The sequence below is a fragment of the Flavobacterium luminosum genome (assembly GCF_023635005.1).
GTDB classification, from domain to species: domain Bacteria; phylum Bacteroidota; class Bacteroidia; order Flavobacteriales; family Flavobacteriaceae; genus Flavobacterium; species Flavobacterium luminosum.
Genome location: NZ_JAMLJM010000011.1, coordinates 50,334 through 62,747, shown reverse-complemented (window position 1 = coordinate 62,747; position 12,414 = coordinate 50,334). Strand labels below are relative to the sequence as shown.

At 29.3% G+C, this 12,414-nt stretch carries 15 protein-coding genes; 10 read left to right on the top strand and 5 right to left on the bottom strand.

What is annotated here, in order from left to right; translation table 11 throughout:
- Nucleotides 1-111 precede the first annotated feature (111 nt).
- The 5 genes from NAT50_RS11750 to NAT50_RS11730 all read right to left on the bottom strand — a co-directional run bounded on the left by NAT50_RS11750 (nucleotide 112) and on the right by NAT50_RS11730 (nucleotide 3,854).
- The gene (locus NAT50_RS11750; RefSeq protein ID WP_250593419.1) at nucleotides 112-945 is read right to left on the bottom strand and encodes a hypothetical protein; all 834 of its coding nucleotides are present in this window, start codon (nucleotides 943-945) and stop codon (nucleotides 112-114) included.
- Between the two features lie 11 nt (nucleotides 946-956).
- Nucleotides 957-1,229, bottom strand: coding sequence for a helix-turn-helix domain-containing protein (locus tag NAT50_RS11745; protein WP_250593418.1), 273 nt, complete (start codon nucleotides 1,227-1,229; stop codon nucleotides 957-959).
- A gap of 2 nt (nucleotides 1,230-1,231) precedes the next feature.
- Entirely contained in the window at nucleotides 1,232-1,528 is a 297-nt protein-coding gene (locus NAT50_RS11740) for a helix-turn-helix domain-containing protein (RefSeq protein WP_250593417.1), read from the bottom strand.
- An 83-nt stretch (nucleotides 1,529-1,611) separates the two neighbouring features.
- A complete protein-coding gene (locus tag NAT50_RS11735) occupies nucleotides 1,612-2,517 on the bottom strand; it encodes a hypothetical protein (RefSeq protein WP_250593416.1) in 906 nt (301 codons plus the stop codon).
- Nucleotides 2,518-2,552: 35 nt separating this feature from the next.
- Nucleotides 2,553-3,854, bottom strand: a complete 1,302-nt coding sequence (locus tag NAT50_RS11730; protein ID WP_250593415.1) for a site-specific integrase — start codon at nucleotides 3,852-3,854, stop codon at nucleotides 2,553-2,555.
- A gap of 467 nt (nucleotides 3,855-4,321) precedes the next feature.
- On the opposite strand from NAT50_RS11730, the gene NAT50_RS11725 reads away from it, so the two are divergent.
- The 10 genes from NAT50_RS11725 (at nucleotide 4,322) to NAT50_RS11680 (ending at nucleotide 12,412) form a co-directional block, all read left to right on the top strand.
- On the top strand, nucleotides 4,322-5,575 hold the full coding sequence (locus NAT50_RS11725) for a site-specific integrase (protein WP_250593414.1): 1,254 nt from the start codon (nucleotides 4,322-4,324) through the stop codon (nucleotides 5,573-5,575).
- A gap of 114 nt (nucleotides 5,576-5,689) precedes the next feature.
- On the top strand, nucleotides 5,690-6,301 hold the full coding sequence (locus tag NAT50_RS11720; protein WP_250593413.1) for a TetR/AcrR family transcriptional regulator: 612 nt from the start codon (nucleotides 5,690-5,692) through the stop codon (nucleotides 6,299-6,301).
- Nucleotides 6,302-6,304: 3 nt separating this feature from the next.
- Nucleotides 6,305-7,555: a TolC family protein gene (locus NAT50_RS11715; protein ID WP_250593412.1), complete on the top strand. Its 1,251-nt coding sequence runs from the start codon at nucleotides 6,305-6,307 to the stop codon at nucleotides 7,553-7,555.
- A gap of 1 nt (nucleotide 7,556) precedes the next feature.
- Nucleotides 7,557-8,441 (top strand): HlyD family secretion protein, encoded by an 885-nt coding sequence (locus NAT50_RS11710; protein ID WP_250593411.1) that lies wholly within the window; start codon nucleotides 7,557-7,559, stop codon nucleotides 8,439-8,441.
- Between the two features lie 13 nt (nucleotides 8,442-8,454).
- The gene (locus tag NAT50_RS11705; RefSeq protein ID WP_250593410.1) at nucleotides 8,455-8,856 is read left to right on the top strand and encodes a hypothetical protein; all 402 of its coding nucleotides are present in this window, start codon (nucleotides 8,455-8,457) and stop codon (nucleotides 8,854-8,856) included.
- 13 nt (nucleotides 8,857-8,869) lie between these two features.
- Nucleotides 8,870-9,310, top strand: coding sequence for a hypothetical protein (locus NAT50_RS11700; RefSeq protein ID WP_250593409.1), 441 nt, complete (start codon nucleotides 8,870-8,872; stop codon nucleotides 9,308-9,310).
- Nucleotides 9,307-9,594, top strand: coding sequence for a cupin domain-containing protein (locus tag NAT50_RS11695; protein WP_250593408.1), 288 nt, complete (start codon nucleotides 9,307-9,309; stop codon nucleotides 9,592-9,594). The genes NAT50_RS11700 and NAT50_RS11695 overlap by 4 nt, the downstream gene beginning before the upstream one ends.
- Nucleotides 9,595-9,633: 39 nt before the next feature.
- Nucleotides 9,634-10,530, top strand: a complete 897-nt coding sequence (locus tag NAT50_RS11690) for an ABC transporter ATP-binding protein (protein WP_250593407.1) — start codon at nucleotides 9,634-9,636, stop codon at nucleotides 10,528-10,530.
- A gap of 2 nt (nucleotides 10,531-10,532) precedes the next feature.
- On the top strand, nucleotides 10,533-11,267 hold the full coding sequence (locus tag NAT50_RS11685) for an ABC transporter ATP-binding protein (protein WP_250593406.1): 735 nt from the start codon (nucleotides 10,533-10,535) through the stop codon (nucleotides 11,265-11,267).
- Between the two features lie 38 nt (nucleotides 11,268-11,305).
- Nucleotides 11,306-12,412 carry an ABC transporter permease gene (locus NAT50_RS11680; protein WP_250593405.1) on the top strand — a complete coding sequence of 369 codons (1,107 nt, stop codon included), beginning with the start codon at nucleotides 11,306-11,308 and terminating at the stop codon, nucleotides 12,410-12,412.
- The last annotated feature ends 2 nt before the right edge of the window (nucleotides 12,413-12,414 follow it).

The following is a 12,414-nucleotide window of genomic DNA, read 5'->3' as shown; positions in this document are numbered from 1 at the left end:
ATATAATTAAAAACATACTGTAGATTTTTTTAGTAGTGTTTCTTTTTTTGAATAGTTATTCACAAGTTTAATATAGTGCAATTTCCAAGTATATATTAGTTGGAAACTGCACTACATTAATTGAAGTATTTTTTGATGAATTAAACCGTGAATTTTTGAATGTAAATTACTTTTCCCTAATTGTTTGAAATACTTTTTCTTATGATAGTTAAATAGATTTCTACTTTTAACGGTTATTGTATTTTCCCAAAAATTAGTATTAAAATATTTTTCATCTACATTCGCTTTTCTGTCAAATAGAAGGATATTGTTCCATTCTTGAAGTAAAGAGCAACCTAACGCTTGATGGGTTTTGTTGCTAAGTAAATCGCTTAACGTGTGTATTCCTAACTTGTTTATAAATTTAGCTTGTTTGCTTTTTACTTCAAATCGAAAGGTATTTTCTTTACAAAATGTAGGATATTGAACGTGTTTGTTGTACACTTTTATGTTTTTATAGGCATCAACACCCGCTATCTTGTAATATAAATGCTTTGTTGTTCTGTAAAACTGACGTTTTTCATGATAAATTAAATTTGCTATTAGTTTATTAATGGCTATTGGCGAAATGATATTGATTCCGTATTCCAAGTTTATAATGAAACATTTTTCTAAATCTAACTCGAATATTTCTTTGAGATGATCTATTACTTGGATTACTTTTTTTATTGTAAAATCGTCCGCATTGTGTACATCATTATTGTAAAATTTATGAATGCTTCCTGATATTTCTAACCTGTTGAAAAACTTAGTAAAATATAGATTTTCATATCTTCTTGTGATTCTCTTTTTGAGTTTATTATCAATGATTTTATCCGCTTTACCATCATATACTAAAATAGGGTTTCTCCAAACTTCATTTATCAAGACTTCATCAGTAATTTTAAACTTGATAAAGTCTACCATGACCTAAAGAGTTACTTTTTGAATGGTCGATAGTTATCATCAAGCATTTTGTTAATATCCTCTATTTTATAGACAATTTTATTGTTTATTTGGCTGTACGCAATCAATCCTTTCTCTCTCCAATTGGCAGCCGTTCCTGGACTAATTTTAAACAGTTTTTGAAACTCATCGTTATCTATAATTACCTTATCGAATATTCTTTCTTGCTTTTTGGTAACCGCATGGGTTAATTCTTCCAAGCGTTTTTCGATGTTGCTTAAACTTTCTTGAAATGGATAGCTCATAGTTATTGTTTTTTTGAATTAATACTAACTAAGGCTTGTTCGATTTCTGAACGTTTATATCTAATGAGATTTCCTAATCTATAAGGATTTAAGATTTTCTTTTTGTTCCAGTCGGAAAGTGTCACCAAAGAGACTTTAAGTATCTCGGCTGTTTCTTGGCGAGTGAGATACTCTTGTGGTGCAGTAGGTTGGAAATTTTGAGCTAAAGATTTGATTTCAGCTCTAACATCGGTTAAGATGCTTTCTTTGAATTCTTCGGGAGAAACACCGAAAACTTGTGTCATTTTACTTTGTTCCATCGTGATACGTTTTTTTCGTTATTGATGGTACAAAGTAAAGTTGGTTATGATTTGGTAAACGTTCCTTTACGTTCCGGAACGCTTTAGCTTACTTCAATTATGTTAGGTAAATGGTATTTTGCTTTATCAAATGATTTTTTGTTTTCTTCGAATTTATCATCTTCAGGGTTGAGGTATTTTCTCAATGATTCTTCGGAAATTTCAGCATTGAAATTTTGTTTAATCAATTTAGCATAAGCCGTATAATTTATTTCACCGTTTTTATTTTTTGGTGCATCAATAAAACCATTTAAAGCTAACGTCCCTAAAATATAACCGATATGCGTTTTTTTACCTATCCAATTGATTTTTGGATTAACCGCTTTTTCTTCTTTTAAATCAAACACGATTTGTTGAATTTTTTTAAGCTGAACGACAAAATCATGTCCTATCACAAATAATGACAACGGAAGAAAACTTAATGCTTTAGATCTTTTATAAATATCTTCTAAAAAATATATACTTTCAACTTTTCTAAATTTGGAATCTGAAATTAAATCAAAAATCTTTTTATCTATTTCTATTTCGTTTGAACTTGTTCTATCGTGAGTTCTTGCAATTAATTCCTGAAGATTTGGATTGTCATCTATTACTGAAAAGTATCTCGATTGTTTTTCATCTACATAAAAATCAGCTCTTAAAATTTTTAATTGCAGTTTTACAGCTTCTATATTAAAAGCTAAAAAGGAATCAAAATTATCTGGGTCTTGTGAAGATAATTCAATATAAATTTGAGATAATGCGTTTTGATATAGCTTTTTTACATTGTCTATTATTTCTCTTCTTTTAAGATGAATTTCGTTAATTTTCAATTCATAATAATAATGATTTTGATAATTAACTGGCAAAAAATATCTATGAAAATCAATTTCTTCAGCTATTGCATCCGTAAGAAATTCAGAATAATAATTTGCGCTTAAAGCTTTTATAAACGAATTAACACTTTTCATACAAAATTAAAAAGTTAAATATAGTAAACTTTATCTTACTTAACTACTTTCATTTTTTTCTCTTCAATTTCCTGTTCTTCGTTTTGCTTGTTCCAGTACTCTTTTAGTTTTTCTGCTTTTTCTGTATTAGTGATTTTGATGTACTTTAAAAATTGAGTTTCTGTTTGATGTCCTGTAATACCCATTATGGTTAAATTATCAAGTTTCCCATATAGATTGGTTGCAAAACTTCTTCTACAAATGTGTGAAGTAACTAATTCGTACTTGTGATATAAACCTTCTTCTTTACGTTTTGTTTTCTTATTGATTTTAGAACCTTGAACTTTTTCTTTAAATCCTACTTCTTCACAAACATCTTTTACATGCTCATTAAATTTCTGGTCCGAAATGGCTCTCGGAAATCCGTTTCTTTTTTCTAAAATTGCTTTTACTTGCTTGTGGAGAGGAATAGTAACTGTTTGCCCTGTTTTTTGCGTTTCAATTTCAATATAGCCATTTTTGATATTGGCATCTTTTAACCTTAAAAAATCTGAAATTCTCAATCCTGTTCGCAATCCAATAATAAATAAATCTCTTGTGTTTTCTAGTCTTTCAACTCCTTTGAAGTCGTGATTGAAGATTTTATTTATTTCATCATCATTCAAGTAAATACTATCAGCTGTAATTTTTGGTACAAAAAAGTTAGGATGCTCGATGTGAGGATGTACCGGCAAGCCTTTCAATTTTGCATCTCTGGCAATTGTTTTAAGTGTACCAATGTAATTTCCAATAGTACCTAAATTTATTTTTTGTTCTTGTGATAAGAAGTTTACGAACCTATCATAAAAGGTTAAATCTAAATCGGTAAATTTTAGCTTCGTTTTAAAGCGTTTCTCGTACTCTTCTAGCTTTTTTTGAGTTGTGTTATACTTTGTAATAGTTCCTTTGGCAATTGGCTTATTTTTGCCTTTAATTATCCTTGATGGGGCATTTTTAATAAATGTTTCCATGAACGGAATGAAAAACACTTCATCGATGGCTGTTTCATCAATAGGTCTATTGAAGAAATTAGCTATCTTTTTTCTTAACCAATGTTTATCGATGTATTCTCCTTTACTGTTATCGGAATTGAACTCATCAAATATGAATTTTTCAAGCTCTGCAAGTTTGTTATTAATAACGTCCTTGGACTTATCATCGTTTGTAAGTTTGACTTTTTGCTTTGCAGCACTCCATCTTTTAGGTTCTACCTTTAAATCGGTTGAAGCTGTTAAGTCAAATTTTCTGCCATTTTTGAAACGCAAAAGTATGTTTGTTGCGTTTTTTTCTCCTTTGATGAGGTAGTTAATAGTTGCCATTGGTACGGAATTATTATGTATTTCAATAGTTTAAAGATACAAAATTATCCCCACATAATCCCCACATTGACTATTTTTATTTATAATTCACTTAATTTTACTTAACTATGATATATTAAAAAACCCTTATTTTATAAGGGTTAACGATTGTTTTAGTAAGATTTGATATGTATTGAAAAAGTAGGTGTTTGTTCCTCTTTCTCCGCCAGTAGAAATACAAACGGTACTAAAACCCACTAAATTCAACAATTTAGTGGGTTTTTTCTTTTAGGGTTATATCAAATTATTCATTAAATCTCAAAGTTTAGGTGTCTTTCAAGGTGTCACTAAAAAATTAAATTTTCAGTGACACCTCGCAACGAAAGCACCGCTACTACAAGGTGTTCAACAACATATTCAAAAAATGTACATCTTGTGTGTAGTTATTAAATCGAATAAATTTAATACTAACTTTAAGGTCACCAACAATGAACACATCAGTATCAATTCTCTTCTACATCAAGAGAGCAAAAGCCAACAATTTAGGAGTTTGTCCAATCTACACCAGAGTTACAGTTAATGCTAAAAGATTTGAGTTTAGTACCAACAAATACATCAATCCCGATAAATGGTCCTCAGAAGGCAGCAAAGTTAAAGGCACTTCAGAAGAAGCTAGAACAATCAATAGTCATCTGGATTATCTAAAAAATCAAGTTTTAGAAGCAGGGAAGAAACTTTTCAAGAAAGATATTAGCGTTACTTCTGAAAATTTAAAGAATGAATTGTTTGGTCTATCAGAAACCAAGCGTATGCTCGTTCCCATCTTCCAAGACCACAACAATAAAATAAAAGAACTCGTTGGGAAAGAATACGCCCCAGGAACATTAGAACGATACACTACTTCACTCAAGCATACTATCGAATTTATGCAATGGAAATATAATATTTCAGATATTGATATTACCAAGATTGATCACGCTTTTATAACCGATTATGAATTCTGGTTAAGAAGTGTTAGAAATTGTGCGAATAACACAGCTGTTAAATACCTAAAAAACTTCAATAAAATCATCAAGCTTTGTTTGGCCAATGACTGGTTAGAAAAGAACCCATTTGCTAATTATAAATCAAAAGTCAAAGAAGTTGAGAGAGTTTATCTAACAGAAGTAGAAATCCAATCAATAATAGAAAAAGATTTCAAAACTGAAAGGCTTTCACTAGTTCGTGATATCTTCCTTTTTAGCTGCTTTACAGGTTTAGCATACATAGATGTCAAAAACCTAACAAAGTCACATATAAGCTACGGTATTGATGGAGAGAAATGGATATTCACGCACAGGCAGAAAACAGAAAGTGCTTCCAAAATTCCAATCCTTCCAGTTACTCAAATGATAATCGATAAATACGAAAATCATCCACAATGTTTGAATGAAAATAAACTACTACCTATCCTATCCAACCAAAAAATGAATGCTTATCTAAAAGAAATTGCAGGAGTTTGTGAAATTGAAAAAGAACTAACATTCCACATTGCTCGACATACTTTTGCTACTACTGTGACACTTACCAATGGCGTTCCAATTGAAAGCGTGAGCAAAATGCTTGGGCATAAAAATTTAAGAACTACCCAACATTATGCAAAGGTTTTAGATAGAAAAGTAAGCGATGATATGAAAATTTTAAAAGATAAATTCACTGTTCTAAATAATAGCCAATTAAATAAAAATGTAATTTCTAGTTGAATATTAATCAAATATAAATAAATGATTTATGTTAAATAAATCTTAAATAAGGTTTAATAAATATATTTTCAATAAATTTGTTAACCAAATAGTTAAATCAGATAGTTAAACATTATGAATAATAAAGAATCAGAAAATACTGAAACTGAAATATTAAATGCAGCAAAGGAAGTTTTCCTACAGAAAGGAATGGCTGGAGCAAGAATGCAAGAAATTGCGGATAAAGCCAATATAAATAAGGCATTATTACATTATTATTATAGAAGCAAACAACTTTTATTCGAGGCAGTTTTTAAAAGTGCTTTTAAATTGTTAGCTCCTCAATTAAATAGAGTGTTGAATGACGACACCGATTTATTTGAAAAAATAAGAAAATTTACAGAGAATTATGTCGCATTTGTAATCAAACATCCCTATTTGCCAAATTTTGTAATACAAGAGTTAAGTAAAAATCCTGATTTTATACAAAAACTTCGTGCAGAAAAAAACTTCCCTACAATTGATAAATTTAAAATTCAGGTTAATGAAGCGATAGATAAAGGCATTATTAAACCAATTGAAGCAGAACAATTGTTTATTAATATTATATCCTTAAATATTTTTCCATTTATAGGTGAACCTCTATTAATGGCACTTGTAAATATGGACAAAGAAAGCTACAAGAAATTATTAAAAAAACGTAAAACGGAAGTATCGGAGTTTATTATTAATTCAATAAAAATTTAAATTATGAAAAATAATTTAGTAACAATATTGCTTCTAATTTTAACTATTAGTTCTTATGCCCAACAAAAACTAACGATTGAAGAATGTTATGCTTTTGCAGAAAAAAATTATCCCATTGCTAAACAAACAAATTTTTTGCAACAGAAAACATCGTTTGAAATAGATGCTCTAAATAAAGCAAAATTACCTAAAATAGACATAAACGCACAGGCAACTTACCAATCAGATGTAATTGGATTACCTACTTCTTTACCTGGTGTAGAGCCAATAAATAAAGACCAATATAGAGCCACTTTAGATGTAAATCAATTACTTTATAATGGAGGAATGATTAATGCAAACACCAAATTAAAAGAAGCTCAAATGCTTACACAGCAACAACTAGTTGCTGTTAATTTGTATCAACTTAAATCTCGTATCAATTATTCATACATGATGATTTTGTTATGGCAAGACCAAAGAGAATTATTATTAGCCAAACAAAGCACTATCCATTCAAAAATAAAAGAAGTAAAATCAGGTGTGAAAAATGGTGCTATGTTGCCTTCATCTGAACAAGTTTTAGAAGCTGAATTGTTAAAATTAGAACAGGCATTAACTGAAAATACATTTCAACGAATAAAAGAACTTCAAAATTTAGCCGGTTTAACTTCAACAACTATAAAAGAAAACTCTGTTTTAGAAAGACCAAGTACTACTTTAGAAACAAACGGAGTACGACCTGAAATGAAATTTTTTGAACTGCAACAAGATCAAATAGAAGCTTCTAAAAATATAATTTCAAAATCAAATTTACCAAAATTAAACGCTTTTGGACAAGCTGGTTATGGAAATCCTGGTTTAAATATGCTTAATAATTCATTTGATGACTTTTATATGGTTGGTTTAAAATTGAATTGGAATGTATTTGATTGGAATAAATCAAAATCGGAGAAACAAGCTTTAGATATTGCAAAAGAAATTGTTACAACTGAAAAAGAAACTTTTGAAACCAATAATCAAATGCAATTAAACGAATTAAAATCTGAAATTTCTAAACTAGAAACCATTATTAAAACGGATTCTCAAATTATTCTGTTGCGTGATAAAGTTGTTCAATCATCCGATTCTCAAATGCGAAACGGTGTAATCACAACATCTGAATATGTAACAGAATTAAATCAACTTTTTGATGCTAAAACCAATCAAAAAGTACATCAAACACAATTAGAATTGGCTAAAATAAATTATCAAACTATTAAAGGAACCCATTAAGATGAAAAAAAGTATATTATATATTACAGTATTAGCGATATTTTCTTGTAACAAAGACAAAAATGAAGCAGATGCTTTTGGAAACTTTGAAGCTACAGAAATAACTATTTCATCTGAAGCAAACGGAAAAATCGAATTTCTAAAACTTGAAGAAGGAGATCTTTTACAAGAAAACGCTTTAGTTGGACAAATAGATACCACTCAATTGTATCTGAATAAACAACAATTATTGGCTTCAAAAAATACAATTTATTCTAAATCAACTAATGTTTTATCACAACGAAATGTGTTAAACGAACAATTAAAAACGACTTTAATTGAGCAAAAAAGAATTCAAAATATGTTTGCTGAAAGTGCTGCAACAAAACGTCAAGTAGATGAAGTAAACGGAAAAGTAAGTGTTTTAAAGCAACAAATGCAAAGTGTTGAAACCCAAAATGCACCAATTATTAACGAAGTTAAATCGATTGAAATTCAGATTGAAAAGATAAACGACCAATTAAAAAAATCAAAAATCTTCAATCCAATTTCTGGTACTGTTTTGGCCAAATATGCAGAACCAGGCGAAATAACAGCATTTGGAAAACCACTATACAAGATAGCTGATATTTCTGAAATGACTTTGCGAATCTATGTAAGCGAAACACAGTTGTCAAAAATAAAAGTTGGACAAAATGTATCGGTAAAAATTGATGCTGAAAAAGATATGAAATCATATCAAGGAACCATTTCATGGATTGCATCTTCAGCAGAGTTTACTCCTAAAATTATTCAAACAAAAGAAGAACGAGTAAATCTTGTTTATGCCGTAAAGGTAAAAGTAAAAAATGACGGTAGTCTAAAAATCGGAATGCCAGCAGAAATGTGGATTAAAGATGGAGATTAAATAATTAATAATTATGAAAAAAAAGCTTCATTATCTAATCGCATTTCTGTTAGCTGCATTTGGTTTACTTACCTTGTTTTTGAGTGCTTCAGTAATTTTTGACTTATTTGGAATTAGAGCCAAAGAAGGAAATTATGTTTTGTTCATAGTTTGGACAAATTTCATCAGTAGCATAATATATTTAGTAGCAAGTTATGGCTTAGTTAAAAACAAAAATTGGACATCAACTATTTTAGGAATTTCGGCACTAATTCTTATAAATGCATTTATTTGCTTTATTATTTATATCTACACAGACGGAGTGCATGAAACCAAAACAATTGGTGCAATGATTTTTAGAATTGTTGTAACCATAATCTTTGTTGCATTTGCTTATTTCACTATCAATAAGAAAAACCAAATTAATATTAATTAAAAAATTATAGAACATGTTAAAAATAAAAATTGCCCTTTTAGCTACATTTAGTTTACTTCTTTTCTCTTGTAATACGAAATCGAAAGAAGAAAAAGCTACTGAAATTAAAACTGAAGAACACCAACATTCTGAAAGCGAAACCATTCAACTAAATGGTGGACAAAAATGGAAAGTAGATGTTGATATGATGGCTCATATTCGTACTATGGAAAATGACGTAACTTCATTTGACAAAGAAACACCTGAAAACTATCAATTATTAGCTGATAATTTGAAAAAAAATCTTGATTTATTAACATCAAATTGCACTATGAAAGGTCAAGCTCATGATGAATTGCATAAATGGTTACTTCCTTATATCGAATTAGTTGATGATTTTTCAAAAGATAAATCAAATGAAAACCTGGCTAAAATTCAAGAATCATTTACAACCTTTAATCAATATTTCCAATGATATTAAAAAATCTTCACACCGAAAATACAGCAGTTCAAACACAGTTGTTGTTTGAATCAAATGATAAAAAAGTTGTTTCATTACAAATTGCTAAAGGCGAAACCTTAAAAGAACACGTTTCAAAAATACCTGCATTATTAGTTTGTATTTCTGGAAATGCCGTTTTTACTGATGAAAAAGGAACTGTAATTAATCTTAATTCCGGAGTTTATGTAATGATAGAAGTAAATATTAAACATGAAGTAAAAGCAATAGAAGAAAGTAATTTTCTGTTAATTAAATAGCTAATTACTAGTCACTAGTAACTAATCACTTTTAAAATAATGAGTATTTCTGTCCAAAACATATCAAAATCCTACAAATCAATCCAAGCCATTGATGACGTTTCCTTTGAAGTAAATGAAGGAGAATTATTTGGACTTATTGGACCAGATGGAGCAGGAAAAACTACTATTTTCAGAATTCTAACCACACTTTTGTTAGCCAATGAAGGAAATGCCAAAGTTTTAGAATTTGATGTTAAACAAGATTATAAAGCCATTCGAAATTCTGTGGGTTATATGCCAGGAAAGTTTTCACTGTACCAAGATTTAACAGTAGAAGAAAACCTAACCTTTTTTGCCACTATTTTCGGAACAACCATTGAAGAAAATTACGATTTAATCGAAGATATTTACGTTCAAATAGAACCGTTTAAAAAACGAAGAGCAGGAGCATTGTCTGGAGGAATGAAACAAAAACTAGCATTGTGTTGTGCCTTAATTCACGCACCAAAAGTTTTGTTTTTAGACGAACCCACAACTGGAGTTGATCCCGTTTCTCGTAAAGAATTTTGGCAAATGCTAAAACGATTACAGCAAAAAGGAATCACGATTTTAGTTTCAACACCTTACATGGACGAAGCTTCATTGTGTGATAGAATTGCTTTAATACAAAAAGGAAAAATCTTAAAAATCGATTCACCAAGCAACATCATTTCAAAATACGACAAAGTAATTTATGATATTCAATCTAAAAACACACACGGATTAATTCACGATTTGAAAAATTACTCAAGTCATTATAGTGTTTATGCTTTTGGTGAATTTATTCATTATATAGATACAAATCAAAACTTTAATCCAAACGATTTACAGGATTATTTACAACAAAAAAATCACACTCAAATTATCATAAAACCTGCTCAAACGACAATTGAAGATGTGTTTATGGATTTATAATTATGAACGAAGAAAAAATCATACAAGTCGAAAACCTAACCAAAAAATTTGGAGATTTCACTGCTGTCAAAGGAATTACTTTTGATGTGTATAAAGGAGAAATTTTCGGTTTTCTTGGAGCAAACGGAGCAGGAAAAACTACCGCAATGAAAATGCTCATCGGAATTTCTAATCCAACTTCAGGAAAAGCAAATGTTGCTGGTTTTGATGTATTGTCACAATCAGAAATGGTTAAGAAAAGTATTGGTTATATGAGCCAGAAATTTTCAATGTACGATGACTTAACAATTAAAGAGAACATTACTTTTTTTGGAGGAATTTACGGTTTATCTAGAAAACAAATCAAACAAAAAATTACACAATTAGTTGAAGAGTTAGAACTTCAAGAGGTTATAAATAATTTAGTGGGTTCATTACCATTAGGTTGGAAACAGAAATTATCTTTTTCTGTTGCCTTGTTGCATGAACCTAAAATTGTTTTTCTAGACGAACCAACAGGTGGCGTTGATCCAATAACAAGAAGACAATTTTGGGAAATGATATATACACAAGCTTACAAAGGAACAACCATTTTTGTAACCACACATTACATGGATGAAGCCGAATATTGCGACCGTGTTTCCATTATGGTTGATGGTGCTATTGAAGCATTAGACTCTCCAAAAAAACTAAAAGAACAATTCCAAGTAGATTCAATGAATGATGTGTTTTTAAAATTAGCACGTAATATTGAGTAAGCTAATTACTATTAACTAGTTACTAATTACTATTATAAATGAAAAGATTCATCGGTTTTGTAAAAAAAGAATTCTATCACATTTTTCGTGATAAACGCTCCTTGTTTATTTTATTTGGAATGCCTATTGCTCAAATTTTATTGTTTGGTTTTGCAATTACAAATGAAATTAATAATGTAGAAATTGCAATTTTTGACCAATCAAATGATGTAGAAACACAAAAAATTATTAACAAAATAAAATCGTCTCCTTATTTTAATGTCGAAAATCAAATAAATAAAGAAAGTGATATTGAAAAAGAATTTAAAAAAGGAAAAATTAAAGCGGTTTTAATTTTTGAACGTGATTTTAGTAAAAATTTGCAAACAAAAAATGTTGCAGTAGTACAAGCTATAACCGATGCTACAGAACCAAACGTAGCAAACACAATAGCAAATTATACATCTGCGATTATTCAAAATTATCAGTCACAAAAAAAACAACCTAAAACAAATTTAGTAAAAGTTGAAGTACAATCGAGAATGTTTTATAATCCAGAACTTAAAAGTGTTTTCAATTTTGTTCCCGGTGTTATGACTGTTATTTTAATGTTAGTGTCTGCAATGATGACTTCTATTTCTATTACACGAGAAAAAGAAATCGGTACAATGGAAATCCTTTTGGTTTCTCCAATAAAACCTTTTCAGGTAATTATTGGCAAAGTATTTCCTTATATTTTTCTATCAATCATTAATGCTATAATCATACTATTATTGGGCTTTTTTGTTTTCAAAATGCCAATAAATGGTAGCTTACTACTTTTATCTTTTGAAAGCATTTTATTCATTATATCTGCTCTTTCTTTAGGGATTTTAATTTCCACTATTTCAGATTCGCAACAAACGGCAATGATGCTATCCTTGATGGGGCTAATGCTACCTGTTATAATACTTTCTGGTTTTATTTTCCCAATAAATAGTATGCCTTTGCCAATGCAAATCATCAGTAATATTATTCCTGCTAAATGGTTCATTATTATTGTAAAAGCCATAATGCTTAAAGGTGTTGGTATTCAATATATTTGGAAAGAAACACTCATATTAATTGGAATGACAACACTATTTATAACAATAAGTATTAAAAAATATAAAATCAGATTAGAATAAAA